21 protein-coding genes are annotated in these 25,185 nt (G+C 59.3%); 14 read left to right on the forward strand and 7 right to left on the reverse strand.

Annotated features, from left to right (window positions below; genetic code table 11):
* Nucleotides 1-3 precede the first annotated feature (3 nt).
* Nucleotides 4-1,779, reverse strand: a complete 1,776-nt coding sequence (gcl, locus tag H045_RS05185) for a glyoxylate carboligase (protein ID WP_015371637.1) — start codon at nucleotides 1,777-1,779, stop codon at nucleotides 4-6.
* 240 nt (nucleotides 1,780-2,019) lie between these two features.
* Between gcl and H045_RS05190 the strand changes: the two genes are divergently transcribed.
* Nucleotides 2,020-2,460, forward strand: coding sequence for a GlcG/HbpS family heme-binding protein (locus H045_RS05190; RefSeq protein ID WP_015371638.1), 441 nt, complete (start codon nucleotides 2,020-2,022; stop codon nucleotides 2,458-2,460).
* Between the two features lie 105 nt (nucleotides 2,461-2,565).
* Here H045_RS05190 and H045_RS05195 read toward each other — a convergent pair whose 3' ends face one another.
* The 4 genes from H045_RS05195 to H045_RS05210 all read right to left on the reverse strand — a co-directional run bounded on the left by H045_RS05195 (nucleotide 2,566) and on the right by H045_RS05210 (nucleotide 6,100).
* Nucleotides 2,566-3,024, reverse strand: a complete 459-nt coding sequence (locus H045_RS05195) for an REP-associated tyrosine transposase (protein WP_015371639.1) — start codon at nucleotides 3,022-3,024, stop codon at nucleotides 2,566-2,568.
* Between the two features lie 205 nt (nucleotides 3,025-3,229).
* Nucleotides 3,230-3,835 (reverse strand): TetR/AcrR family transcriptional regulator, encoded by a 606-nt coding sequence (locus H045_RS05200; RefSeq protein ID WP_015371640.1) that lies wholly within the window; start codon nucleotides 3,833-3,835, stop codon nucleotides 3,230-3,232.
* Nucleotides 3,836-4,020: 185 nt separating this feature from the next.
* Nucleotides 4,021-4,809, reverse strand: coding sequence for an MlaA family lipoprotein (locus H045_RS05205; RefSeq protein ID WP_003233263.1), 789 nt, complete (start codon nucleotides 4,807-4,809; stop codon nucleotides 4,021-4,023).
* The gene (locus H045_RS05210) at nucleotides 4,802-6,100 is read right to left on the reverse strand and encodes a serine protein kinase PrkA (RefSeq protein WP_015371641.1); all 1,299 of its coding nucleotides are present in this window, start codon (nucleotides 6,098-6,100) and stop codon (nucleotides 4,802-4,804) included. The genes H045_RS05205 and H045_RS05210 overlap by 8 nt, the downstream gene beginning before the upstream one ends.
* Nucleotides 6,101-6,337: 237 nt before the next feature.
* Here H045_RS05210 and H045_RS05215 point away from each other — a divergent pair, with 237 nt between their 5' ends.
* Nucleotides 6,338-6,706 carry a hypothetical protein gene (locus H045_RS05215; RefSeq protein ID WP_003233259.1) on the forward strand — a complete coding sequence of 123 codons (369 nt, stop codon included), beginning with the start codon at nucleotides 6,338-6,340 and terminating at the stop codon, nucleotides 6,704-6,706.
* A gap of 106 nt (nucleotides 6,707-6,812) precedes the next feature.
* Here the strand turns inward: H045_RS05215 and H045_RS05220 are convergent, their stop codons facing one another.
* Nucleotides 6,813-8,366 (reverse strand): glycoside hydrolase family 17 protein, encoded by a 1,554-nt coding sequence (locus H045_RS05220; RefSeq protein ID WP_015371642.1) that lies wholly within the window; start codon nucleotides 8,364-8,366, stop codon nucleotides 6,813-6,815.
* A 332-nt stretch (nucleotides 8,367-8,698) separates the two neighbouring features.
* Between H045_RS05220 and H045_RS05225 the strand changes: the two genes are divergently transcribed.
* From H045_RS05225 to H045_RS05235, 3 genes are all read left to right on the forward strand, one after another.
* Complete coding sequence (locus tag H045_RS05225; protein WP_003233255.1) at nucleotides 8,699-9,550, forward strand: glycine betaine ABC transporter substrate-binding protein; 852 nt, start codon at nucleotides 8,699-8,701, stop codon at nucleotides 9,548-9,550.
* Nucleotides 9,551-9,809: 259 nt separating this feature from the next.
* Nucleotides 9,810-10,121, forward strand: coding sequence for a DUF485 domain-containing protein (locus H045_RS05230; protein WP_003233253.1), 312 nt, complete (start codon nucleotides 9,810-9,812; stop codon nucleotides 10,119-10,121).
* Nucleotides 10,118-11,776: a cation acetate symporter gene (locus tag H045_RS05235; RefSeq protein ID WP_003233251.1), complete on the forward strand. Its 1,659-nt coding sequence runs from the start codon at nucleotides 10,118-10,120 to the stop codon at nucleotides 11,774-11,776. The genes H045_RS05230 and H045_RS05235 overlap by 4 nt, the downstream gene beginning before the upstream one ends.
* Nucleotides 11,777-12,017: 241 nt before the next feature.
* Here H045_RS05235 and gltA read toward each other — a convergent pair whose 3' ends face one another.
* On the reverse strand, nucleotides 12,018-13,307 hold the full coding sequence (gltA, locus tag H045_RS05240) for a citrate synthase (RefSeq protein WP_003233249.1): 1,290 nt from the start codon (nucleotides 13,305-13,307) through the stop codon (nucleotides 12,018-12,020).
* A 364-nt stretch (nucleotides 13,308-13,671) separates the two neighbouring features.
* On the opposite strand from gltA, the gene sdhC reads away from it, so the two are divergent.
* From sdhC to sucD, 9 genes are all read left to right on the forward strand, one after another.
* The gene (sdhC, locus tag H045_RS05245; RefSeq protein WP_003233247.1) at nucleotides 13,672-14,046 is read left to right on the forward strand and encodes a succinate dehydrogenase, cytochrome b556 subunit; all 375 of its coding nucleotides are present in this window, start codon (nucleotides 13,672-13,674) and stop codon (nucleotides 14,044-14,046) included.
* Nucleotides 14,040-14,408 carry a succinate dehydrogenase, hydrophobic membrane anchor protein gene (sdhD, locus tag H045_RS05250; protein ID WP_003233245.1) on the forward strand — a complete coding sequence of 123 codons (369 nt, stop codon included), beginning with the start codon at nucleotides 14,040-14,042 and terminating at the stop codon, nucleotides 14,406-14,408. Before sdhC ends, sdhD begins: the two co-directional genes overlap by 7 nt.
* Before the next feature lie 3 nt (nucleotides 14,409-14,411).
* Nucleotides 14,412-16,184, forward strand: a complete 1,773-nt coding sequence (gene sdhA, locus H045_RS05255; protein WP_003233243.1) for a succinate dehydrogenase flavoprotein subunit — start codon at nucleotides 14,412-14,414, stop codon at nucleotides 16,182-16,184.
* Nucleotides 16,185-16,195: 11 nt separating this feature from the next.
* On the forward strand, nucleotides 16,196-16,900 hold the full coding sequence (locus tag H045_RS05260; RefSeq protein ID WP_003172807.1) for a succinate dehydrogenase iron-sulfur subunit: 705 nt from the start codon (nucleotides 16,196-16,198) through the stop codon (nucleotides 16,898-16,900).
* Nucleotides 16,901-17,161: 261 nt separating this feature from the next.
* Complete coding sequence (locus H045_RS05265) at nucleotides 17,162-19,993, forward strand: 2-oxoglutarate dehydrogenase E1 component (protein ID WP_015371643.1); 2,832 nt, start codon at nucleotides 17,162-17,164, stop codon at nucleotides 19,991-19,993.
* A 44-nt stretch (nucleotides 19,994-20,037) separates the two neighbouring features.
* Nucleotides 20,038-21,261 (forward strand): 2-oxoglutarate dehydrogenase complex dihydrolipoyllysine-residue succinyltransferase, encoded by a 1,224-nt coding sequence (odhB, locus tag H045_RS05270; RefSeq protein WP_003233239.1) that lies wholly within the window; start codon nucleotides 20,038-20,040, stop codon nucleotides 21,259-21,261.
* 100 nt (nucleotides 21,262-21,361) lie between these two features.
* The gene (gene lpdA, locus H045_RS05275; protein ID WP_003233237.1) at nucleotides 21,362-22,798 is read left to right on the forward strand and encodes a dihydrolipoyl dehydrogenase; all 1,437 of its coding nucleotides are present in this window, start codon (nucleotides 21,362-21,364) and stop codon (nucleotides 22,796-22,798) included.
* 204 nt (nucleotides 22,799-23,002) lie between these two features.
* Nucleotides 23,003-24,169: an ADP-forming succinate--CoA ligase subunit beta gene (sucC, locus tag H045_RS05280; protein WP_003233235.1), complete on the forward strand. Its 1,167-nt coding sequence runs from the start codon at nucleotides 23,003-23,005 to the stop codon at nucleotides 24,167-24,169.
* A complete protein-coding gene (gene sucD / locus H045_RS05285; protein ID WP_003233233.1) occupies nucleotides 24,169-25,050 on the forward strand; it encodes a succinate--CoA ligase subunit alpha in 882 nt (293 codons plus the stop codon). Before sucC ends, sucD begins: the two co-directional genes overlap by 1 nt.
* The last annotated feature ends 135 nt before the right edge of the window (nucleotides 25,051-25,185 follow it).

The raw sequence follows: 25,185 nt of genomic DNA on the forward strand, positions 1-25,185 counted from the left end.
TCCTTAATCGAGCAGGGCAATGGCTGTCGGCGCATCGTGGCCGACCAGGGCCAGGTCCTCGAACTCATTGACAGCGTTGATCTCGGTGCCCATGGAAATATTGGTCACCCGTTCCAGAATGATCTCAACGATCACCGGCACCTGGAATGCCTCGATCATTGCCTGGGCCTTGCGCAACGCGGGCTGGATCTGGCCCGGCTCGAACACCCGCAGGGCCTTGCAACCCAGGCCCTCGGCGACGGCCACATGGTCGACGCCATAGCCGTTCAACTGCGGCGCGTTGAGGTTGTCGAAGGACAGCTGTACGCAGTAGTCCATGTCGAAGCCGCGCTGGGCCTGGCGTATCAAGCCCAGGTAGGCATTGTTCACCACCACATGGATGTACGGCAGCTTGAACTGCGCGCCCACCGCCAGCTCTTCGATCATGAACTGAAAGTCATAGTCGCCCGACAGCGCCACCACCGTGCGGCTCGGATCGGCCTTGACCACGCCGAGGGCCGCCGCAATGGTCCAGCCCAGGGGCCCGGCCTGGCCGCAGTTGATCCAGTGGCGGGGTTTATAGACGTGCAGGAATTGTGCGCCGGCAATCTGCGACAGGCCGATGGTGCTGACGTAGCAGGTGTCTTTGCCGAATACCTGGTTCATCTCTTCGTATACCCGCTGCGGCTTGACCGGCACATTATCGAAGTGGGTCTTGCGCTGCAGGGTGGCCTTGCGCTGCCGGCAGTCATGCAGCCAGGCGCTGCGGTCCTTGAGTTTGCCGGCGGCTTTCCATTCGCGGGCCACCTCGATGAACATCGTCAGTGCGGCACCGGCGTCGGACACAATGCCCAGGTCTGGGGTGAATACGCGGCCGATCTGCATCGGCTCGATGTCGACATGGATGAACATGCGCCCCTCGGTGTACACCTCCACCGAGCCGGTATGGCGGTTGGCCCAGCGGTTGCCGATGCCCAGCACCAGGTCTGATTCGAGCAGGGTCGCGTTGCCGTAACGGTGCGAGGTTTGCAGGCCGACCATGCCCACCATCTGCGGGTGATCATCGGGAATGGTGCCCCAGCCCATCAGGGTCGGGATCACCGGAATGCCGGTCAGCTCGGCGAATGCCACCAGCAAGTCGCTGGCGTCGGCATTGATCACGCCGCCGCCGCTCACCAGCAACGGGCGTTCGGCCGCATCGAGCAGGGCCAGGGCCTTTTCTATCTGAGTACGGGTGGCCAGCGGTTTGGCCGGGAGCAGCGGTTGGTAGGCGTCGATGTCGAATTCGATCTCGGCCATCTGTACATCGAACGGCAGGTCGATCAGCACCGGGCCAGGGCGGCCGGAGCGCATTTCATAAAAGGCTTTCTGGAACGCGTAGGGCACCTGGCCCGGCTCCAGCACGGTGGTCGCCCATTTGGTCACCGGCTTGACGATGCTGGTGATGTCCACGGCCTGGAAGTCTTCCTTGTGCAGGCGGGCACGAGGTGCCTGGCCGGTGATGCACAGGATTGGAATCGAGTCGGCCGACGCGCTGTAGAGGCCCGTGACCATGTCGGTGCCCGCAGGCCCCGAGGTGCCGATGCACACACCGATATTGCCGGCCCGTGCGCGGGTGTAGCCCTCAGCCATGTGCGAGGCGCCTTCAACGTGGCGAGCGAGGATGTGATCAATGCCGCCGATCTTCTGCAAGGCCGAATACAGCGGGTTGATCGCGGCGCCCGGGATGCCGAAGGCGGTGTTAACGCCCTCGCGACGCATCACCAGCACGGCGGCTTCGATTGCTCTCATTCTGCTCATTTTGGCGCCTCGTATTGTTTTAATTGTATACAATTTTTTCTTGGTCGGAGTTTATTCACGGCGTGCTGCGCAGGTCAATGTCTTTCCGATAAGGAGCTTTTTCCTCAGTCGAAACGGATTTTTCGATGAATCAACGCTATCTGTTATTTATTTTGTATACAAAATAATTGTTGAATGTATTCTTTTTGTCTGGCTGAACACCCTCCAGCGCATTCTAATAAAAAGAAGAAGGACGGCACCATGAGCGCGTTAACCTTGAAACTCGCCACTCAATTGACCTGCCACGCCATCACTGCTGGCCGCGCAATGTCCGCCGCGCCCCTGAGCATCGCGGTGCTCGACAGCGGTGGCCATCTGATCACCCTTCAACGTGAAGACGGCGCCAGCCTGCTGCGCCCGCAGATCGCCATCGGCAAGGCTTGGGGGGCTATTGCAATGGGCAAGGGCTCACGCCTGCTGGCGCTGGACGCACAACAGCGCCCCGCTTTTATCGCCGCGTTGAACAGCCTGGGACACGGCAGCGTGGTGCCGGCACCGGGCGGGGTGTTGATTCGGGACGAGGCGGGCGCGGTGCTGGGGGCGATCGGGATCAGCGGAGATACGTCGGATATTGATGAGCAATGCGCGATTACGGCGGTTGAGGGGATGGGGTTGCTGGCGGATGCGGGGGTGCCAGATTGATTGGATTATCTTTAGGGCCCCATCGCAGGCAAGCCAGCTCCCACATTGGACGGTGTAATCCTGTGGGAGCTGGCTTGCCTGCGATGGCAGCGACTCGGTCCCAAGTCAAAGCCAAATGGCATCCCACAGTGGATAGTCGCCAAATTTCTTCACCAGGCCAGCCCTCAAGGGGTTGGCCACAATATATCGGGCCACCCCTTGAAGGCTTTCTTCCCTACGCAATGCATGATCATGGAAGCCTGGTTGCCAAAGGCGTCCTTGGCGCCGGGCAACTGCATTCACAACGCGAGTGCTTCTGGATTTGACTTGGCGCATCAGATCGGCCAACGATCCTTTCTCCAGTGATATCAGCCAGTGGAAATGGTCTGGCATCACGACCCAGGCCAGTGAAGTAGCCAGACCTTGATTCTGGGCAATCCGCAATTGCTGTACGACCAGACGACCGAGTTTGAAGTCACTGAAGATGGGCTCACGGCCCAGGGTATTGCTGGTCAGCAGGTAGATACGATTGAGTTCGTCACAACGACCTATGCGCAGACGCTTTGAAGCGGGGAGATCGGACATTCCTTTGCCTTCGTTCAGATGGAGTTCTGAGAGGCTAGATCTCGGCTGCCAATGCTGATCGATAGGCTTTTGGCAGGATGTGTCTGGAAGGACGCTATCGCGGGCGAGCCCGCTCCCACAGGGGATTTGGGTTGTTAATACATGTTGTGTACGACGCAGAGCAAGGTGGGAGCGGGATTGCCCGCGATGGTTTCACCCCGATCCATCAGTCCGGCTCACACCCTTTCAATACCAACCGAATAATCGTCTGCGCCGCCGCTTCATAGTCCGCCTCATCCAGCTTGGCCTTGCCGGTCACCGCTGAAATCTGCCAGTCGAAATCGGCATAGGTCTGGGTGGCCGCCCAAATGCTGAACATCAAGTGATGAGGATCAATCGCCGCGATCAACCCGCGATCCACCCAGCTCTGGATGCAGTCGATATTGTGTCTGGCCTGGGCATTGAGTTGTTCGACCTGTTCGCCGCTCAAGTGCGGCGCGCCGTGCATGATTTCGCTGGCGAATACTTTGGAAGCGAAGGGCAGGTCGCGGGAGATGCGGATTTTCGAGCGGATGTAGTTGCTCAGTACGTCCTTGGGGTCGCCCTGGGGATTGAACGGCGTGGAGGCGGCCAATATCGGCTCGATGATGCTTTCGAGCACCTCGCGGTAGAGATTGTCCTTGGACTTGAAGTAATAGTAGACGTTGGGCTTGGGCAGCCCGGCCTTGGCGGCTATGTCGCTGGTTTTGGTCGCGGCGAAGCCCTTGTCGGCAAACTCCTCGCTCGCCGCCCGCAGGATTTTTTCTTTATTGCGCTCGCGAATGGTGCTCATAAACCAGAGGTTTCCTTGCCAGGACAGGCGGTTGCGCATGGTAGCACCGGCCATCCGCGAGCCTCAACAATGTGCCCGTAAAGCATGGCGCCGCAGTCTGTGCCGAAATAGTTAATTGGGTTTTGTCTGGTTAAAGGCAATAAAAAAGGCCATTCGGTTGAATGGCCTTTTTATATCGACGCGGTTTACTCGGCAATCTGCAACTTGCGCGATTCGGTATAGATATACCGCACCTTCTCATACTCGAATGGCGAGTTCATCTGACCGTAACGGAAGCTGGTCTGATAGCGCCGGTCTACGGCACGCAACGCCCAGATCTCCGGGTGGTTGGAGCTGACTTCGGCCACGTTCAGGAAGTTGATCTGGTTCTCGGCGGTGTAGTCCACCAGCAGGCCCGCGGTGTCGCGCAGGTTGGAGGGGCCGAAGATCGGCAGCACCACGTAGGCGCCGCCCGGGACGCCGTAGAAGCCCAGTGTCTGACCGAAGTCTTCGCTCTGGCGCGGCAGGCCCATGGCGGTGGCGGGGTCCCACAGGCCGGCGATGCCGATGGTGGTGTTGACCAGCAGGCGCCCGGTGGTTTCCAGCGAGCGGTGGCCCTTGAGCTGCAGCAGGCTGTTGAGCAGGTTGGGCACGTCGCCCAGGTTGTTGAAGAAGTTGCTCACGCCGGTGCGCAGGAAACTGGGCGTGACGTAGCGATAGCCGTCGACCACCGGCAGGAACACCCATTGGTCGAAGCGGTAGTTGAAGTGATACACGCGGCGGTTCCACGATTCCAGCGGGTCGTACACGTTGAGCGCGGTGAGGGACGAACGCTCGAACTCGCGCTGGTCCAGGCCCGGGTTGAACTTGAGCTTGGTCAGCGGTTCCTTGAAGCCATCGGCGTCGACCTTGATCGGCTCATGGGCCTTGCTGTTGTCGGCATTGGCCACGCCTGCGCACATCAGAGCGGCAAGCAGCAGAAGATATTTAGCCACGGAAGAACTCCAGCATGGCGTCGGCGTTGACGCGGTAATTGAGGTTGCCGCAGTGGCCGCCCAGTGGATAGACGGTCAAGCGATCGCCGAAGGTTTTACGCAGGAAGCCCAGGTCGCCAGGGCCGAGGATCACGTCATCGGCGTTGTGCATCACCGCGATTTTAGAGCTGGCGTGCAGGTAGTCCTTCAACGCATACAGGCTCACCTGGTCGACCAGTTGCAGCAGGCTGCCGCCATCGGAGCGCGCACGCCACATCGGAATGACTTGCTCGGTGAGGTAGCAGTCGAAGTCGCACTGCAGCGCACGCTTGAGGAACGGCGTGAGGCTGGTGCCTTCGGTGATCGGATATTTGGGTGGAATGATCAGGCCGCGACGGTTGATCAGGTCCGAGGTAAAGGCAATGTCGGCAGCCGAGAAGCGGAACGAGGTGCCGATCAGCATGGCCATCTGTTCGTTGGTCAGGTGCTGCTTGGATTGCTGGAAGTCGTAGAGCAGGGCGTCGTTGAGGTCGATGTAGCCCTTTTGCTGGAAGTAACGGGTCAGCTTGTTCAGTACCAGCTCATAGAAGGTGGTGGTGTTGTTGATGCCCTTGACCTCGGTCTGCACCAGTTTGTCGAGGTTGGTGATCGAGGTGTACAGGTTCACTGGCGGGTTGAGCAGCAGCACTTTCTTGAAATTGAAGCTGCGGCGGGTCTCGTCGAGCTTGCTGACGAAGGCTGCATCCAGCGCACCCAGGCTGTAACCGGTGAGGTAAAAGTCGGTCACCGGCAGCGAGGCATTCTGCGCACGCACGGCCTGCATCACGCGGTACATGTCTTCGGCGTCTTCCTGGGTGATGCCCGGGGTGGCGAAGCGCGAGGCGGCGCTGATGAAGTCGAAGCTGGTGGGCGACGAGAGTTGCACCACGTGGTAGCCGGCCTGGTAATACAGCTTTTTCAGGTATTCGTTGATGCTGCTGTCGAACCGCGCGCCGGTGCCGGCGATGAGGAAGATCAGCGGCGCGGCGTGGTCCTGTTTGGCGATGCGATAGGTGAGTTTCTTCACTGCCCAGAAGTTGTCCGGCAGGCTGAACTCGCGCTCGGGGCGCATGTTCAGGGTGTGGTCGGACTGGTTGATCTCGTCGTCGGTCGGCAGGGTCGGCCGAAGGTCAGGCGGGGTGGTTGCGATGGTCGCTTCGAACGGGTTGGTCAAAGGGTAGCCATAGCTGGCCTGGTCGATATCGACCGCCAGTGCTGACGCACTCAAAAATAGGCTGCCCAGCAAGGCAGCGCAGCGCAAGGAACGGAGCATGACTGGATCCCTAAGAGGAAAAGGTGCTGAATGAAGTTCGCAGGCTATGACCACCACGTAATCGCCGAAGTGCCATCACTCGGCACTAAAATGTCGGAAAATTACATCAGAATTGGGCTATAGCAGGCAGAAGATACACTTTGCCACGCATTGGTGAACACTAATTGTGTGTATGTCCCTTGCCATCGGCCGGCGGGGCATTAAGCTGAGCGCCGTTTTTGCCTATCGGAGTGCCCCATGTCTCGCCGCTTCTCCTTGATTTTGCTGCTGATTGCCCTGTCGTTATGGCTGGCTGCCAGTTATGGCGCGCGCTATGGTTTTGTGGAAGATGCGCAGTGGGTTGGCCTTTGCGCCGACGAGGCCAGCCGCTGGGAATGCCAGGTGCGTTCGAACCTGGGGTTGATGATTCACTTCCAGATGCTGGGCTGGCTGACGTTGGTACCGGCTGTGCTGGCGTTCTTTGTGCCAGGGCGCGCGGGACTCGGGTTGGCGCTGTTGGCCTTGCTGTTTGGGGTGCCGGCGCTGGTGTTGTACAACGCCAATTTTGCGGTGTTTGCGTTGGTGATTGCGGGGTTGCGGTTGGTCAGAACGCCGCGCGCCGCCTGAAAGGCCTCATCGCGGGCAAGCCCGCTCCCACAGTTGATTGGGTTCACATATTGCTCACTGTGAACGCGGTTAAAATGTGGGAGCTGGCTTGCCTGCGATAGCGGTTTCAGACCTTGCGCACCCTCAGGCACCGCCATAATGCCAAAGCCATGAACAGGCTGACCACCGCCCAACCCCATGCCTGTTGATTGTGCAATCCTTCCTGATACAGCTGCGGCGCAATGCCCGCACCGATGATCACGGTCAGCAGCACCAGCTCCCGACGCGGCCCGCTGACCGGGCGCAGCAGGTACACCAATGCCGGCAACACCAGCGCCGCGCTGGGAAAGCTGCGATAACGCGGGTCGAACACCATGGCGAGCATCATCACCGCGCCTGCGAACCCGGCCATCCCCACCAGCCAGCCCGCCCGCCGCTCCATCCAGGCGAATGCCCGCTCACGCCAACCCTCACGGGTACTCAGGGCGAGAGCCGCGTGAGCCAGTATCAGCAGGTTCAACATCACCAGCACAGCGGCCCAGGCCCATTCATCCGTGGAGCGAGCCGTTACGCGGGCCAGCTCGGCCCAGGTGCCGATGGAAGCCGCGGCGACGGCGCCCAACAGCGGCAGCGCCAGGGCGTTGCGCGTGCTGCGTACGCGGCCGCCCAGCACCAACACAGTCAATAGAATGACTGCGCCGGCGCCCAGCCACACCTGCCAGTAGGGCACATTGCTCACCGGTCCGGCGAGGATGCCCTTTTCCTGACGATCAGCATCGAACAGCCCCCAATAGCCGCCCACTGCGCCTTCATTGATGCGTTTCCACGGCTGGTCAAAGGCTTCGATCAGGTTGTAGTGCCAGCCATTGGCTTCGGCCATGGCAACGAAGCCGCGCATGAACTTCGCCTGGTTGACCCGACTCGGCACAGCCGTCTCGCGCTGGCGGCCCTGGCTGGGCCAGCCGGTTTCACCGATCAGAATGTCCTTGTCAGGGAACCTGTGGCCGAAGGTCTGGCGCACATCGCCCACATGCTGGAGGGCCTGGTCGATGCCGGACGGGTCATCTTCCCAGTACGGCAGCAGGTGAATGGTCAGGAAGTCCACAGCCGGAGCGATTTCCGGGTGCTGCAGCCAGAACTCCCACACATCGGCGTAGGTTACCGGCTGTTTGATCTGGCTTTTGACGGTCTGGATGAGCTTCACCAGTTGCGCGGCGGTGACTTCCTTGCGCAGCAGCGCTTCGTTGCCGACGATCACTGACGTCACCACATCGGGGTTGGCGTTGGCAGCGACGATCAGCAGCTCGACTTCCTTTTTGGTGGCGATCGGATCACTGCTGACCCAGGCCCCAATCATCAACTTCAAGCCGTGCTTGCGGGCCAGCGCCGGCATGGCCTCAAGGCCGTACATCGAATAAGTGCGGATGCACTCAAATCGCGTGGCCAGCAGGGCCAGGTCGGCGTCCATGCGCTCGGGGCGCAGGGTGAACGGCTGGTCATAGGGCGATTGGTCCTTGTCGAACGGCGTATAGGACGCGCATTGCAGCTTGTGGCTGGCGCTGGCGACGTCCGGCAGCACCACGGAACGGCCCAGGCCGTACCAATAGCCGACGAGGGCCAACACGCTGAGGAGCAAGGCTAGGACATAGGGCAGGGCAGGGAAGCGGGCGGTCGCGGGCATGGTCGGCTTTTCTGGGGGGAGCAAAGGCGCGCATCTTACCCGGATTTGTCGCGTCCCAGTGGGGCTGCATACTTTTGACATGCAAAGTTCGGGCGGGATTTTGGCGACAAATCCTACAAATCGTCCTACTGGCTATGTGGTGTCGTTTCTTGCTTAACCGAGGTCGCTGACAGAGCAGGTCGAATGCCCGCTCAGGTTGATGATCCAAGCGTCAGCACTCCACTGATGACGTACCACCGTGATCGACGCGCGTGATGGGGGCGCGGTGCACCCTATAACAACAGGTTGACGTCGCTCGGCATCCGCCGGGCGCAGCACTTTCGGGGAAGACTATGAAGATGCGACGACTCTTGGGCGCAGCTGCCACTCTGGTAGTTGCGATGGGCTCCACACTGGCCAGCGCCGACAGCAAGACCCTGAGCATCGGCTACGTGGATGGGTGGTCCGACAGCGTTGCCACCACTCACGTGGCGGCAGAGGTGATCAAGCAGAAGCTCGGCTACGACGTAAAACTGCAAGCGGTCGCTACCGGGATCATGTGGCAGGGCGTTGCCACCGGCAAACTCGACGCCATGCTCTCCGCCTGGCTGCCGGTGACCCACGGTGAATACTGGACCAAGAACAAGGACAAGGTGGTCGACTACGGCCCCAACTTCAAGGATGCGAAGATCGGCCTGATCGTGCCGGAGTACGTCAAGGCCAAGTCCATCGAAGACCTCAAGACCGATACCACCTTCAAGAACAAGATCGTCGGCATCGACGCCGGTTCAGGCGTGATGCTCAAGACCGACGAAGCGATCAAGCAGTACGGCCTCGATTACAAGCTGCAGGCCAGCTCCGGCGCCGCAATGATCGCCGAACTGACCCGCGCCGAAGACAAGCAGGAATCCATTGCGGTCACCGGTTGGGTGCCACACTGGATGTTCGCCAAGTGGAAACTGCGTTTCCTGGACGATCCAAAAGGGATTTATGGTGCTGCTGAAACCGTCAACAGCATCGGCAGCAAGGGCCTGGAGAAGAAAGCGCCGGAAGTCGCGGCCTTCCTGAAAAAATTCCAGTGGGCCTCCAAGGATGAAATCGGCGAAGTCATGCTGGCCATTCAAGAAGGCGCCAAGCCTGATGCAGCAGCCAAGGACTGGGTGGCCAAGCACCCTGAGCGCGTAGCCGAATGGACTGCTAAGTAACCCCAGCCTTGATGCAACCCCTTGTGAAAGGGGGCTTGCTCCCGATGGCGGCATGCCAGTCACAGGTATTTTGACTGACCCATCGCCATCGGGAGCAAGTCCCCTCCCACATTATTTTCGTCCCCCGCAAATGTTTCTGCACCCTCCCAATCCCTCGCTACACTCCCTCTACTACTAAGGTCGTCTGGAACCTGTTCCAGAGCCGCATACAGTGCCTATGTTCCAATAATAAAAAAGCTGTGCTGCGAGGATAAAAATAATGAACGACAGCATTTACCTCTCGATTCAAAACAGCCCGCGCTTCAAGGAGCTGGTGAGAAAAAGGGAAAGGTTCGCCTGGATTCTCTCGGCGATCATGCTCGGGCTGTACTCCGCTTTCATCCTGTTGATCGCCTATGGGCCACAAGTGCTGGGGGCCAAGATCAGCCCCGGTGCGTCGATTACCTGGGGCATTCCCCTGGGCGTCGGCCTGATTGTGTCGGCCTTTGTCCTGACCGGCATCTACGTGCGCCGGGCCAATGGCGAATTTGACGACCTGAACAATGCGATTCTCAAGGAGGCTGCGCAATGATCCGGCGTCTATTGGCTATATTCGGCGCTTCGCTGTTTGCTCCGGCTGTCTGGGCGGCTGACGCATTGACCGGTGCCGTGCAAAAGCAACCGCTGAACATCTCGGCGATCGTGATGTTCGTTGCGTTTGTGGGGGCCACCTTGTGCATCACCTACTGGGCTTCCAAGCGTAACAAGTCTGCCGCCGACTATTATGCGGCGGGCGGCAAGATCACCGGTTTCCAGAACGGCCTGGCGATTGCCGGTGACTACATGTCTGCGGCGTCTTTCCTGGGCATATCCGCACTGGTTTACACCTCCGGCTACGACGGCTTGATCTATTCGATCGGCTTTCTGGTGGGCTGGCCGATCATTCTGTTCCTGATCGCCGAGCGCCTGCGCAACCTGGGCAAGTACACCTTCGCCGATGTGGCGTCCTATCGTCTGGGGCAAACCCAGATCCGCAGCCTGTCGGCCTGTGGCTCACTGGTGGTGGTGGCGTTCTACCTGATCGCGCAGATGGTTGGCGCTGGCAAGTTGATCCAACTGCTGTTCGGCCTGGACTATCACGTCGCGGTGATCCTGGTCGGCATCCTGATGTGCATGTACGTGCTGTTCGGCGGCATGCTGGCGACCACCTGGGTGCAGATCATCAAGGCGGTGCTGTTGCTGTCCGGTGCTTCGTTCATGGCACTGATGGTGATGAAGCATGTCAACTTCGACTTCAACATGCTGTTCTCCGAGGCGATCAAGGTTCACCCCAAAGGTGAAGCGATCATGAGCCCTGGTGGTCTGGTGAAGGATCCGATTTCGGCATTCTCGTTGGGTCTGGCGCTGATGTTCGGTACCGCCGGCCTGCCGCACATCCTGATGCGCTTCTTCACCGTGAGCGACGCCAAGGAAGCGCGCAAGAGCGTCCTGTATGCCACCGGTTTCATCGGCTACTTCTACATCCTGACCTTCATAATCGGGTTTGGCGCGATCCTGCTGGTCAGCACCAACCCTGCGTTCAAGGACGCGGCCGGCGCCTTGCTGGGCGGTAACAACATGGCAGCGGTGCATCTGGCCGACGCGGTGGGTGGCAGTATTTTCCTGGGCTTCATCTCGGCCGTGGCGTTCGCCACCATCCTTGCGGTGGTTGCCGGCCTGACCCTGGCCGGTGCCTCGGCGGTGTCCCATGACCTATATGCCAGCGTGATCAAGAAAGGCAAGACCAACGACAAGGATGAGATTCGCGTCTCGAAGATCACCACCGTGGCCCTTGGCGCGTTGGCAATCGGCCTGGGCATCCTGTTCGAAAGCCAGAACATTGCGTTCATGGTGGGCCTGGCGTTCTCGATTGCCGCCAGCTGTAACTTCCCGGTGCTGCTGCTTTCCATGTACTGGAAAAACCTCACCACCCGTGGCGCCATGATCGGCGGCTGGCTCGGTCTGATCAGTGCCGTGGGCCTGATGATCCTGGGCCCGACCATCTGGGTCTCGATCCTGCATCATGAAAAAGCGATTTTCCCGTACGAATACCCGGCGCTGTTCTCGATGATCATCGCGTTCGTGGGTATCTGGTTCTTCTCCATTACCGACAAGTCGGCGGCGGCAGAGAAAGAGCGTGCGTTGTACTTCCCGCAGTTTGTGCGTTCGCAGACTGGCCTGGGGGCGAGTGGGGCGGTTAATCACTAAGGTTGTAGCGGGATAGGAAATGCCCCGGTCGAAAGGCCGGGGTATTTTTTTGCCTGGGGTTCGGTGCTGTCTGGGCCATTGCTATCGCAGGCAAGCCAGCTCCCACATCCGACCGGGTACACCCTTTGGAATGCAGTTAAATGTGGGAGCTGGCTTGCCTGCGATAGCGGTAGACCAGTCGGCACAAACAAAAACGGCCTCCACTAAGGGAGGCCGTTCTCAGTACAACTAAGCTAAGTGCTTACTTGCGATCTTCCAACTTGGTAATGTCACGCGACTCGTAGCCGGTGTACAGCTGGCGCGGGCGGCCAATCTTGTACGGGCTGGAGAGCATTTCCTTCCAGTGGGAGATCCAGCCCACGGTCCGCGCCAGGGCGAAGATCACGGTGAACATGCTGGTTGGAATGCCGATGGCCTTGAGGATGATCCCCGAGTAGAAGTCGACGTTCGGGTACAGCGAGCGTTCGATGAAGTACGGGTCGGTCAGGGCGATCTCTTCCAGGCGCATGGCCAGTTCGAGTTGCGGATCGTTCTTGATGCCCAGCTCCTTTAACACTTCGTCGCAGGTCTGCTTCATCACGGTGGCGCGTGGGTCGCGGTTCTTGTAGACCCGGTGACCGAAGCCCATCAACTTGAACGGATCGTTCTTGTCCTTGGCCTTGGCGATGAATGTGTCGATGTTCGAAACATCGCCGATTTCATCGAGCATGGTCAACACGGCTTCGTTCGCACCGCCGTGGGCAGGGCCCCAGAGTGCGGCAATGCCGGCGGCAATACAGGCGAACGGGTTGGCACCCGAGGAGCCTGCCAGGCGCACGGTGGAGGTCGAGGCGTTCTGCTCGTGGTCGGCATGGAGGATGAAGATCCGGTCCATGGCCTTGGCGAGCACCGGGCTGATCGGTTTGATCTCGCACGGCGTGTTGAACATCATGTGCAGGAAGTTTTCTGCGTACGTCAGGTCGTTGCGCGGGTACATCATGGGCTGGCCCATGGAGTACTTGTAGACCATCGCGGCCAGGGTCGGCATCTTGGCAACCAGGCGGATCGCGGAGATTTCGCGATGCTGCGGGTTATTGATGTCCAGGGAGTCGTGATAGAAGGCCGACAGGGCGCCGACCACGCCGCACATGACGGCCATTGGGTGGGCGTCGCGACGGAAGCCGTTGAAGAAGGTCTTCAACTGCTCGTGAACCATGGTGTGGTTCTTCACAGTGCTGACGAACTGGGCCTTTTGCTCGGCTGTTGGCAGTTCGCCATTTAGCAGCAGGTAGCAGGTTTCCAGGTAGTCCGACTGTTCGGCGAGTTGCTCGATCGGATAGCCGCGGTGCAGCAGAATGCCATTATCGCCATCGATATAGGTGATCTTCGACTCGCATGAGGCGGTCGACATGAAGCCTGGGTCGAAAGTGAAACGGCCCGTGGCCGTCAGGCCCCGTACGTCGATTACATCGGGACCAACGGTGCCGGTTAAAATGGGCAGCTCGACGGGGGCTGCGCCCTCGATGATCAACTGCGCTTTTTTGTCAGCCATGTGGCCTCCTATTTATGCTTCAAATCATCAGACAGCCCCCCACGCAGGGCCCGCACCACTATAGTGAGATAAATTCAGATGTCAATTTGCCTAAAGTCTTGCTCCAGAAGGCTTTAACCGTACTTTTTCGTCGAAATTGACTGCCGTTTACGCCTTTTATAGCGCCAGCGCAATCCACTATTAGGGTGAGGAGTGCGCGTTGTCATTAGTAGCCTAACTGTCTATACTCGGCCACCGACCGCCAAGGGCTTTTGGGCTTGCTTTCATTGGGGGTCGCACTCCCTGGGTGGTGCTTACCTGACCAGTCGCACTCCCCAACAACTTTGCCCTGATTGTTAGGGGCTCTTCAGTGTGAAAAAAAGCCGTGAATAGCCAACGACCTGTAAACCTAGACCTAAGGACCATCAAACTCCCCATCACCGGCGTTACGTCGTTCCTGCACCGTGTTTCCGGCATCATCCTGTTCCTCGGCCTGGGCATCATGCTTTACGCATTGAGCAAATCCCTGGAGTCCGCGGAAGGTTACGCCGAGGTGAAGGCATACTTGACCAGCCCGCTGGCCAAGTTCGTAGCATGGGGCCTTCTGTCCGCTCTGCTGTATCACCTGGTAGCCGGCGTGCGCCACTTGATCATGGATGCAGGCATCGGTGAGACGCTGGAAGGCGGCCGCCGGGGCTCGAAAATCATCATCGCCATTTCCGTGGTGCTGATCGTTCTGGCAGGAGTTTGGATATGGTAACCAGCGTAACGAATCTGTCCCGTTCAGGCCTCTATGACTGGATGGCACAGCGTGTGTCTGCGGTCGTTCTCGCGGCTTATTTCATTTTCCTGATCGGATACCTCGTCGCAAACCCGGGCATCGGCTACGAACAATGGCACGGCCTGTTCGCCCACAATGCGATGCGAATCTTCAGTCTGCTGGCCCTTGTGGCCCTGGGCGCTCACGCCTGGGTCGGCATGTGGACCATCGCAACCGACTACCTGACGCCGATGGCGCTGGGCAAGTCCGCGACCGCAGTCCGTTTTCTCTTTCAGGCAGTCTGCGGCATCGCGATGTTCGCTTACTTCGTCTGGGGTGTGCAGATTCTTTGGGGTATCTGATTCATGGCTAACATTCCAACTATTTCCTTCGACGCCATCATTATTGGTGGCGGCGGTGCCGGCATGCGCGCTGCGCTGCAGCTGGCCCAGGGTGGTCACAAGACTGCCGTGATCACCAAGGTGTTCCCGACCCGTTCGCACACCGTATCCGCCCAGGGTGGCATCACCTGCGCCATCGCTTCCGCCGATCCGAACGATGACTGGCGCTGGCACATGTACGATACTGTCAAGGGTTCCGACTATATCGGTGACCAGGACGCTATCGAATACATGTGTCAGGAAGGCCCGGCTGCAGTGTTCGAGCTGGACCACATGGGTCTGCCGTTCTCCCGTACCGAGCAAGGCCGTATCTACCAGCGTCCATTCGGCGGCCAGTCGAAGGATTACGGTAAGGGCGGGCAGGCTGCCCGTACCTGCGCAGCATCCGACCGTACCGGTCACGCGCTGCTGCACACCCTCTATCAGGGCAACCTGAAAGCCGGTACCACGTTCCTGAACGAGTACTACGCGGTGGACCTGGTGAAGAACGCCGACGGCGCATTCGTCGGTGTGATCGCCATCTGCATTGAAACCGGTGAAACCTCCTACATCCGCGCCAAGGCCACTGTATTGGCGACTGGCGGTGCAGGCCGTATCTACGCCTCCACCACCAACGCCCTGATCAACACCGGTGACGGCGTTGGCATGGCCCTGCGTGCCGGCGTGCCGGTGCAGGACATCGAAATGTGGCAGTTCCACCCAACCGGCATCGCCGGCGCCGGTGTACTGGTTACCGAAGGCTGCCGTGGTGAAGGTGGTTACCTGATCAACAAGAACGGCGAGCGTTTCATGGAGCGTTATGCGCCGAACGCCAAGGACCTTGCCGGTCGTGACGTCGTGGCCCGTTCCATGGTTAAAGAGATCATTGCCGGCAACGGCTGTGGCCCTAACGGCGACCACGTACTGCTCAAGCTCGATCACCTGGGCGAAGAAGTGCTGCACAGCCGTCTGCCAGGTATCTGCGAGCTGTCCAAGACCTTCGCCCACGTTGACCCTGTGGTTGCGCCGGTGCCGGTTGTTCCAACCTGCCACTACATGATGGGCGGCGTGCCGACCAACATTCATGGCCAGGCGATCACCCAGAACGCCGAAGGCGTGGACGAAATCATCCATGGCCTGTTCGCCGTAGGCGAAGTGGCTTGCGTGTCGGTACACGGTGCCAACCGTCTGGGCGGCAACTCGCTGCTCGACCTGGTGGTATTCGGCCGCGCGGCCGGCCTGCATCTGGAAAAAGCGTTGACCGACGGCATCGAATACGATGACGCCACCGACGCCAACATTGAAGCGGCCCTGGCCCGCCTGAACGCGCTGAACGAGCGCACAGATGGCGAAGACGTGGCTACCTTGCGTCGCGAGCTGCAAAGCTGCATGCAGAACTACTTCGGTGTGTTCCGTACCGGCGAATACATGCAGAAGGGTATCGCCCAGCTGGCGGATCTGCGCCAGCGCATCGGCAACGTCAAGATCAACGATAAGAGCCAGGCATTCAACACCGCTCGTATCGAAGCCCTTGAGCTGCAAAACCTGTTGGAAGTGGCTGAAGCGACGGCGATCGCCGCCGAGGTTCGTAAAGAATCCCGTGGTGCTCATGCCCGTGAAGACTTTGAAGACCGCGACGACGAAAACTGGTTGTGCCACACCCTGTACTTCCCGGGTGACAAGCGCGTAACCAAGCGTGCCGTGAACTTCTCGCCGAAGACTGTTCCGACGTTTGAACCGAAAATTCGGACTTACTAAGGGTGGCTGCCATGTTGAAAGTCAGTGTTTACCGCTACAACCCTGATCAGGACGCTGCGCCGTTCATGCAGGAATTCCAGGTCGATACCGGTGGTAAGGACCTGATGGTGCTGGACGTGCTGGCACTGATCAAAGAGCAGGACGAGGGTTTCTCCTATCGTCGCTCTTGCCGCGAAGGTGTGTGCGGTTCCGACGGCATGAACATCAACGGCAAAAACGGTCTGGCGTGCATCACGCCGCTGTCGGCCGTGGTTAAAGGCAACAAGCTGATCGTTCGTCCACTGCCAGGTTTGCCGGTTATCCGTGACCTGGTTGTCGATATGAGCATCTTCTACAAGCAATACGAGAAAGTTAAGCCGTTCCTGCAGAACGACACGCCGGCTCCGGCCATCGAGCGTCTGCAGTCCCCTGAAGAGCGTGAAAAGCTCGACGGTCTGTACGAGTGCATTCTGTGCGCCTGCTGCTCGACCTCGTGCCCGTCCTTCTGGTGGAACCCGGACAAGTTCCTGGGTCCAGCCGCTCTGCTGCAAGCGTACCGCTTCCTGGCAGACAGCCGTGACACCAAGACATCCGAGCGTCTGGCTTCGCTGGATGACCCGTTCAGCGTATTCCGCTGCCGCGGGATCATGAACTGCGTCAACGTATGTCCCAAAGGCCTGAACCCGACTAAGGCCATTGGTCACATCCGCAACATGCTGCTGCAAAGCGGCGTGTAACCGGCGTTGTAACAAGGCAGGACCGTTGTGCCCGTAAATGCTGCGGCGCAGGCTTCAACCGGCGCCGTAGTTTTAACTTGAGCAGCGACTTACAAAGCCGCAGCTCTTATTTTGAAGAAATGAGACAAGCAGGGGCATTCGGGTTGGTACCCGAACTATCAGCGTGATCCTAAGTGGCTTGTTTTGGTCGCTGCACTTGGCCTTTTGCAAGCAAACTCGGTGTTTTCGCCGGTGGTGTCCCCAAATCGAGGGTGACCAAGCATGCAAGAAAGCGTGATGCAGCGCATGTGGAACAGCGGCTATCTTTCAGGTGGTAACGCTGCCTATGTGGAAGAGCTTTATGAGCTCTACCTGCACGACCCTAACGCTGTGCCAGAAGAATGGCGCACCAAATTTCAGACGTTGTCTTCAGGCGGCAACGCTGCCACCGATGTATCGCACGCAACAATTCGCGATCAGTTCGTGTTGCTGGCCAAGAACCAGCGCCGCGCCCAACCGGTTTCCGCCGGCAGCGTGAGCAGTGAGCACGAGAAGAAGCAAGTTGAAGTACTGCGACTGATCCAGGCTTACCGGATGCGTGGCCACCAGGCGGCCCAGCTTGACCCGCTGGGGCTCTGGAAGCGTCCTGCACCCGCTGACCTGTCGATCAATCATTACGGCTTGACCAATGCCGATCTTGATACGACCTTCCGTGCCGGCGACCTGTTCATCGGCAAAGAGGAAGCGAGCCTACGCGAAATTCACGAAGCGTTGCAGCAGACATATTGCCGCACCATCGGCGCTGAATTCACGCACATCACCGATTCCGAGCAACGTCACTGGTTCCAGCATCGCCTGGAAGGCGTGCGTGGCCGTCCGGTGTTGTCCGCCGATGTACGCAGCCACCTGCTCGAGCGCGTAACCGCCGCTGAGGGCCTGGAAAAATACCTGGGCACCAAATACCCGGGCACCAAGCGTTTCGGCCTGGAAGGCGGCGAAAGTCTGATTCCGATGCTCGACGAGCTGATCCAGCGTTCCGGTTCCTACGGCACCAAGGAAGTCGTGATCGGCATGGCCCACCGTGGTCGCCTGAACGTGCTGGTCAATACCTTCGGCAAGAACCCGCGCGAGCTGTTCGACGAGTTCGAAGGCAAGAAAAAGGTCGAGCTGGGTTCCGGTGACGTCAAATACCACCAGGGCTTCTCGTCCAACGTCATGACCTCGGGCGGCGAAGTTCACCTGGCCATGGCGTTCAACCCCTCCCACCTGGAAATCGTTTCTCCAGTGGTCGAGGGTTCGGTGCGTGCTCGCCAGGACCGTCGCAACGACGCCACCGGTGAGAAAGTGCTGCCGATTTCCATCCACGGTGACGCGGCATTCGCCGGTCAAGGCGTGGTGCTGGAAACCTTCCAGATGTCGCAGACCCGTGGCTTCAAGACGGGCGGCACGGTCCACATCGTTATCAACAACCAGGTCGGTTTCACCATCAGCAACCCGCTGGACGCGCGCTCTACCGAGTACGCCACCGACGTTGCCAAGATGATCCAGGCGCCGATTCTCCATGTGAATGGCGATGATCCGGAAGCTGTGCTGTTCGTCACCCAACTGGCCGTCGACTACCGCATGCAGTTCAAGCGTGACGTGGTGATCGACCTCGTGTGCTACCGCCGTCGCGGTCACAACGAAGCGGATGAGCCAAGCGGCACCCAGCCGTTGATGTACCAGCAGATCACCAAGCAGCGCACCACCCGTGAACTGTATGCCGAAAGCCTGACCAAGGCCGGCATCGTTGACGAAGCCCGTGTGCAGGCGAAGATCGACGAATACCGCAACGCGCTGGACAACGGCCTGCATGTGGTAAAAAGCCTGGTCAAGGAACCGAACAAAGAGCTGTTCGTCGACTGGCGTCCGTACCTGGGTCACACCTGGACCGCGCGTCACGACACCTCGTTCGACCTCAAGACCCTGCAGGAACTGTCCGCCAAGCTGCTGGAAATTCCGGATGGCTTCGTCGTACAGCGCCAAGTGTCGAAGATCTACGAAGACCGTCAGAAGATGCAGGTCGGCGGCCTGCCGATCAACTGGGGTTACGCCGAAACCATGGCGTACGCGACCCTGGCGTTCGAAGGTCACCCGATCCGCATGACCGGCCAGGACATCGGCCGTGGTACGTTCTCGCACCGTCATGCCGTGCTGCACAACCAGAAAGACGCGGGCACCTACGTTCCGCTGCAGAACCTGTATGAAGGCCAGCCGCGTTTCGACCTGTACGACTCGTTCCTGTCGGAAGAAGCCGTGCTGGCGTTCGAATACGGTTACTCCACCACCACGCCGCAGGCGCTGGTGATCTGGGAAGCCCAGTTCGGCGACTTCGCCAACGGTGCCCAGGTGGTGATCGACCAGTTCATCACCAGCGGCGAGCACAAGTGGGGCCGCCTGTGCGGTCTGACCATGCTGCTGCCGCACGGTTATGAAGGCCAGGGTCCGGAGCACTCTTCGGCGCGTCTGGAGCGTTACCTGCAACTGTGCGCCGAGCACAACATCCAGGTATGCGTGCCGACAACCCCGGCACAGATCTACCACTTGCTGCGTCGTCAGGTGATCCGTCCGCTGCGCAAGCCGTTGATCGTGCTGACGCCGAAATCACTGTTGCGTCACAAGCTGGCCATTTCGACCCTGGAAGACCTGGCCGAAGGTTCGTTCCAGACCGTTATTCCAGAAATCGACACACTCGATCCGGCCAAGGTCACGCGCCTGATCCTGTGCAGCGGCAAGGTCTACTACGACCTGCTGGAAAAACGCCGCGCCGAAGGCCGCGAAGACATCGCCATCGTGCGTATCGAGCAGCTTTACCCGTTCCCGGAAGATGACCTCATGGAGATCATCGCGCCTTACACCCAGCTCACGAACGTGGTGTGGTGTCAGGAAGAACCGATGAACCAGGGCGCCTGGTACAGCAGCCAGCATCATTTGCGTCGCAGTATCGGCAACCACAACCGGGCGCTGAACCTGGAATATGCCGGTCGTGATGCTTCTGCTGCACCTGCGTGTGGTTATGCGTCGATGCACGCCGAGCAGCAGGAAAAACTGCTGCAAGATGCTTTCACTGTTTAACGCCTTCGCGCTGACTGAAACCGAATTTTAAGGACCTACAGATAATGGCTATCGAAATCAAAGCCCCGTCATTCCCGGAATCGGTTGCCGATGGCACCGTTGCCACCTGGCACAAGAAACCGGGCGAGGCCGTCAAGCGTGACGACCTGATCGTCGACATCGAGACTGACAAAGTCGTGCTGGAAGTGTTGGCCGAAGCCGACGGCGTACTGGGCGCGATCGTTGCCGAAGAAGGCGCTACCGTTCTGTCGAACCAGGTGCTGGGCTCGATCGAAGAGGGCGGCGCTGCCGCTCCGGCGCCTGCTGCCGCTGCTGCACCGGCTGCTGCTGCACCTGCCGCCGCACCGGCTGCAGGTGGCGAAGATCCAATCGCCGCCCCGGCTGCGCGTCAATTGGCGGAAGAAAACGGCATCAACCTGGCGTCCGTCAAGGGCACCGGCAAAGATGGCCGTGTGACCAAGGAAGACGTGGTTGCCGCCGTTGAAGCCAAGAAGAACGCACCTGCTGCCGCACCGGCCAAGGCTGCCGCCCCGGCTGCTGCTGCGCCAGTGTTCGCCGCCGGCGACCGTACCGAGAAGCGCGTGCCGATGACCCGTGTGCGTGCCACCGTGGCCAAGCGCCTGGTTGAAGCACAGTCGAACATGGCGATGCTGACCACCTTCAACGAAGTCGACATGACCGAAGTCATGGCCCTGCGTTCGAAGTACAAGGACCTGTTCGAGAAGAGCCACAACGGCGTGCGCCTGGGCTTCATGTCGTTCTTCGTGAAAGCGGCTACCGAAGCGCTCAAGCGCTACCCGGCAGTCAACGCTTCCATCGATGGCACCGATATCGTCTACCATGGCTATGCAGACGTCGGCGTTGCCGTGTCCAGCGACCGTGGCCTGGTAGTGCCGGTACTGCGTAACGCCGAGCTGATGAGCCTGGCTGAAATCGAAGGCGGCATCGCCGGCTTCGGCAAGAAAGCCCGTGACGGCAAGCTGACCATCGACGAGATGACCGGTGGTACCTTCACCATCACCAACGGTGGTACCTTCGGTTCCATGATGTCGACGCCGATCGTCAACCCACCGCAAGCCGCGATCCTGGGCATGCACAACATCATCCAGCGTCCGATGGCCATCAACGGCCAGGTCGTGATCCGCCCGATGATGTACCTGGCGCTGTCGTACGATCACCGCCTGATCGATGGTAAAGAAGCCGTGACTTTCCTGGTGACCATCAAGAACCTGCTGGAAGACCCGGCGCGTCTGCTGCTGGATATCTGATAAAAGCAGCTTCAAGTTGCGAGCTGCAAGCTGCAGGAAAAATCAGCTTGGCTTGCAACTTGTTGCTTGAAGCTTGTCGCTAAATAGAGGATCTATTTTCATGTCGCAGAAATTTGACGTTGTAGTGATTGGTGCAGGTCCTGGCGGCTATGTTGCCGCCATCAAGGCCGCACAACTGGGCCTCTCGACTGCTTGCATCGAAAAATACACCGACAAGGAAGGCAAACTGGCGCTGGGCGGTACTTGCCTGAACGTTGGTTGCATTCCTTCCAAGGCGCTGCTGGACAGCTCCTGGAAATTCCATGAAGCCCAGGACGGTTTCGCGATCCACGGCATCAACCATGCCGGCGTGACCATGGACGTGCCGGCGATGATCGGCCGCAAGGCCAACATCGTCAAAGGCCTGACCTCCGGCGTTGCCACGCTGTTCAAGGCTAACGGCGTCACCTCCCTGCAAGGTCACGGCAAATTGCTGGCCGGCAAGCAGGTTGAAATCACCAAGCCGGACGGCTCGGTAGAAGTCATCGAAGCCGAGAACGTGATCCTGGCCCCAGGCTCGCGTCCTATCGACATTCCACCGGCACCGGTTGACCAGAACGTGATCGTTGATTCGACCGGCGCGCTGGAGTTCCAGGCCATTCCAAAACGCCTGGGCGTAATCGGCGCTGGCGTGATCGGCCTGGAGCTGGGTTCGGTCTGGTCCCGTCTGGGTTCCGAAGTCACTGTGCTGGAAGCCCTGGACACGTTCCTGCTGGCTGCCGACACCGCCGTGTCCAAGGAAGCCTACAAGACCCTGACCAAACAGGGTCTGGACATCAAGCTGGGTGCCCGCGTGACCGGTTCCAAGGTCAACGGCGAAGAAGTCGTGGTGACCTACACCGATAAAGACGGCGAGCAGACCATCACCTTCGACAAGCTGATCGTGGCCGTGGGCCGTCGTCCGGTGACCACCGACCTGCTGGCTTCCGATAGCGGCGTGAACATCGACGAGCGTGGTTTCATCCACGTTGACGATCACTGCGCGACTACCGTGCCTGGCGTTTACGCCATCGGCGACGTGGTGCGCGGCATGATGCTGGCGCATAAGGCTTCCGAAGAAGGCATCATGGTTGTCGAGCGCATCAAGGGTCACAAAACCCAGATGAACTACGACCTCGTGCCATCGGTTATCTACACCCACCCGGAAATTGCATGGGTCGGCAAGAACGAACAGCAGTTGAAAGCTGAAGGCGTAGAAGTTAACGTCGGCACCTTCCCGTTTGCCGCTTCCGGCCGTGCCATGGCAGCCAACGACACCGGTGGTTTTGTCAAAATCATCGCTGATGCCAAGACTGACCGCGTATTGGGCGTCCACGTGATTGGCCCGAGCGCTGCAGAACTGGTTCAGCAAGGCGCTATCGGTATGGAATTCGGCACCAGTGCCGAGGACCTGGGCATGATGGTCTTCTCCCATCCGACCCTGTCCGAAGCGTTGCACGAAGCAGCGTTGGCTGTGAATGGCGGCGCCATCCACATCGCCAACCGCAAGAAGCGCTAAGCGAGATAATAAGAAACCACGGCGGAGTTGCCCGTCGTGAGTCTTGCGCGCAGGACTCACCGCGGAATATCCGCTGGACGCAGCCTTGTGCAGCTTTACGGGCCATAAGCCCCGCAGGTTGCGCAAGCAGCAGTCACAGGTGGCGCGGCACTCATAATGAGCGCAGCGCCGAATGCGCAGTACCTAACGAAGACGGTAAAAAGCATGAATCTTCACGAGTATCAGGGTAAGCAGCTGTTCGCTGAATACGGCCTGCCAGTATCCAAGGGCTACGCAGTAGACACCCCGGAAGCAGCAGCAGAAGCTTGCGACAAGATCGGCGGCACCGAGTGGGTGGTCAAAGCCCAGGTCCACGCTGGTGGTCGCGGTAAAGCGGGCGGCGTCAAGCTGGTTCGCAGCAAAGAAGACGCCAAGGCCTTCGCACAGCAGTGGCTGGGCAAGCGTCTGGTGACTTACCAGACTGATGCCAATGGCCAGCCAGTCACCAAGATCCTGGTTGAATCGTGCACTGATATCGCTAAAGAGCTGTACCTGGGCGCTGTCGTTGACCGTTCGAGCCGTCGCATCGTGTTCATGGCTTCCACCGAAGGTGGCGTGGACATCGAGAAAATCGCTCACGAAACCCCAGAAAAAATTCTGAAAGCCACCATCGATCCACTGGTTGGCGCTCAGCCATTCCAGGGTCGCGAGCTGGCTTTCCAGCTGGGCCTGGAAGGCAAGCAAGTTGCCCAGTTCGCCAAGATCTTCGTAGGTCTGGCCAAGCTGTTCCAGGATCACGATCTGGCCCTGCTGGAAGTTAACCCGCTGGTGATCAAGGCTGACGGCGATCTGCACTGCCTCGACGCCAAGATCAACATCGACGCCAACGCCATGTACCGTCAGCCCAAGCTGAAGACTTTCCACGATCCGTCCCAGGACGATCCGCGCGAAGCGCACGCTGCCAAGTTCGAACTGAACTACGTAGCCCTGGAAGGTAACATTGGCTGCATGGTCAACGGTGCCGGTCTGGCCATGGGTACCATGGACATCGTCAACCTGCATGGCGGCAAGCCAGCCAACTTCCTCGACGTAGGCGGCGGTGCCACCAAGGAACGCGTTACCGAAGCGTTCAAGATCATCCTGTCCGACTCCAATGTCGCAGCAGTACTGGTCAACATCTTCGGCGGCATCGTTCGTTGCGACATGATTGCCGAAGGCATCATCGGTGCAGTGAAAGAAGTCGGCGTTAAAATCCCGGTTGTTGTTCGCCTTGAAGGTAACAACGCTGAACTGGGCGCCAAAGTACTGGCAGAAAGCGGTTTGAACATCATCGCGGCTACCAGCCTGACCGACGCTGCTCAACAAGTTGTCAAAGCTGCGGAGGGCAAGTAATGAGCGTCCTGATCAATAAAGACACCAAAGTTATCTGCCAGGGTATTACCGGTTCGCAAGGTAGCTTCCACACCCAGCAAGCCATCGAATACGGCACCAAGATGGTTGGCGGCGTAACGCCAGGCAAAGGCGGCACCGAGCACCTGGGTCTGCCAGTGTTCAACACCGTGAAAGATGCTGTAGAAAAAACTGGCGCCACCGCCAGCGTGATCTACGTTCCAGCACCTTTCTGCAAGGACTCCATCCTGGAAGCGGCATTCGGCGGCATCAAGCTGATCGTCTGCATCACCGAAGGCATTCCTACCCTGGACATGCTGGACGCCAAGGTTAAGTGCGACGAGCTGGGCGTGGTCCTGATCGGCCCTAACTGCCCAGGCGTGATCACCCCAGGCGAATGCAAGATCGGCATCATGCCAGGTCACATTCACTTGCCAGGCAAGGTCGGTATCGTTTCCCGTTCCGGCACCCTGACCTACGAAGCTGTGAAGCAGACCACTGACGCCGGTTTCGGTCAGTCGACTTGCGTCGGCATCGGCGGTGACCCGATCCCGGGTTCGAACTTCATCGACATCCTGAAGCTGTTCCAGGAAGACCCGAAGACCGAAGCGATCGTGATGATCGGTGAGATCGGCGGTTCGGCTGAAGAAGAAGCAGCGGCCTACATCAAGGCCCACGTGACCAAGCCGGTTGTTTCCTACATCGCTGGTGTGACTGCCCCTGCGGGCAAGCGCATGGGCCATGCGGGCGCAATCATCTCCGGCGGCAAAGGCACTGCAGACGAGAAATTCGCTGCACTGCAGGACGCAGGCGTTAAAACCGTGCGTTCGCTGGCAGACATCGGCAAGGCCCTGGCCGAGCTGACCGGTTGGGCCGTCAAGTAAGCCTCACGCTTAACTGACGCTTCACCCCACAAAGGCCACCTTCGGGTGGCCTTTGTGCATTCCGGGTATTCCTGTTTCTTGAGCTGAGCTCATTCCAGTGTGGGAGCTGGCTTGCCTGCGAAAGCATCGACTCGG

The organism is Pseudomonas poae RE*1-1-14, assembly GCF_000336465.1.
Lineage (GTDB): Bacteria > Pseudomonadota > Gammaproteobacteria > Pseudomonadales > Pseudomonadaceae > Aquipseudomonas > Aquipseudomonas poae.

What these genes read in the sequence shown, in the direction of transcription:
- gcl (WP_015371637.1), bottom strand. Translation starts at nt 1,779, where the DNA reads ATGAGCAGAATGAGAGCAATCGAAGCCGCCGTGCTGGTGATGCGTCGC.
- H045_RS05190 (WP_015371638.1), top strand. Translation starts at nt 2,020, where the DNA reads ATGAGCGCGTTAACCTTGAAACTCGCCACTCAATTGACCTGCCACGCC.
- H045_RS05195 (WP_015371639.1), bottom strand. Translation starts at nt 3,024, where the DNA reads ATGTCCGATCTCCCCGCTTCAAAGCGTCTGCGCATAGGTCGTTGTGAC.
- H045_RS05200 (WP_015371640.1), bottom strand. Translation starts at nt 3,835, where the DNA reads ATGAGCACCATTCGCGAGCGCAATAAAGAAAAAATCCTGCGGGCGGCG.
- H045_RS05210 (WP_015371641.1), bottom strand. Translation starts at nt 6,100, where the DNA reads ATGCTCCGTTCCTTGCGCTGCGCTGCCTTGCTGGGCAGCCTATTTTTG.
- H045_RS05215 (WP_003233259.1), top strand. Translation starts at nt 6,338, where the DNA reads ATGTCTCGCCGCTTCTCCTTGATTTTGCTGCTGATTGCCCTGTCGTTA.
- H045_RS05220 (WP_015371642.1), bottom strand. Translation starts at nt 8,366, where the DNA reads ATGCCCGCGACCGCCCGCTTCCCTGCCCTGCCCTATGTCCTAGCCTTG.
- H045_RS05225 (WP_003233255.1), top strand. Translation starts at nt 8,699, where the DNA reads ATGAAGATGCGACGACTCTTGGGCGCAGCTGCCACTCTGGTAGTTGCG.
- H045_RS05230 (WP_003233253.1), top strand. Translation starts at nt 9,810, where the DNA reads ATGAACGACAGCATTTACCTCTCGATTCAAAACAGCCCGCGCTTCAAG.
- H045_RS05235 (WP_003233251.1), top strand. Translation starts at nt 10,118, where the DNA reads ATGATCCGGCGTCTATTGGCTATATTCGGCGCTTCGCTGTTTGCTCCG.
- gltA (WP_003233249.1), bottom strand. Translation starts at nt 13,307, where the DNA reads ATGGCTGACAAAAAAGCGCAGTTGATCATCGAGGGCGCAGCCCCCGTC.
- sdhD (WP_003233245.1), top strand. Translation starts at nt 14,040, where the DNA reads ATGGTAACCAGCGTAACGAATCTGTCCCGTTCAGGCCTCTATGACTGG.
- sdhA (WP_003233243.1), top strand. Translation starts at nt 14,412, where the DNA reads ATGGCTAACATTCCAACTATTTCCTTCGACGCCATCATTATTGGTGGC.
- H045_RS05260 (WP_003172807.1), top strand. Translation starts at nt 16,196, where the DNA reads ATGTTGAAAGTCAGTGTTTACCGCTACAACCCTGATCAGGACGCTGCG.
- H045_RS05265 (WP_015371643.1), top strand. Translation starts at nt 17,162, where the DNA reads ATGCAAGAAAGCGTGATGCAGCGCATGTGGAACAGCGGCTATCTTTCA.
- odhB (WP_003233239.1), top strand. Translation starts at nt 20,038, where the DNA reads ATGGCTATCGAAATCAAAGCCCCGTCATTCCCGGAATCGGTTGCCGAT.
- lpdA (WP_003233237.1), top strand. Translation starts at nt 21,362, where the DNA reads ATGTCGCAGAAATTTGACGTTGTAGTGATTGGTGCAGGTCCTGGCGGC.
- sucC (WP_003233235.1), top strand. Translation starts at nt 23,003, where the DNA reads ATGAATCTTCACGAGTATCAGGGTAAGCAGCTGTTCGCTGAATACGGC.
- sucD (WP_003233233.1), top strand. Translation starts at nt 24,169, where the DNA reads ATGAGCGTCCTGATCAATAAAGACACCAAAGTTATCTGCCAGGGTATT.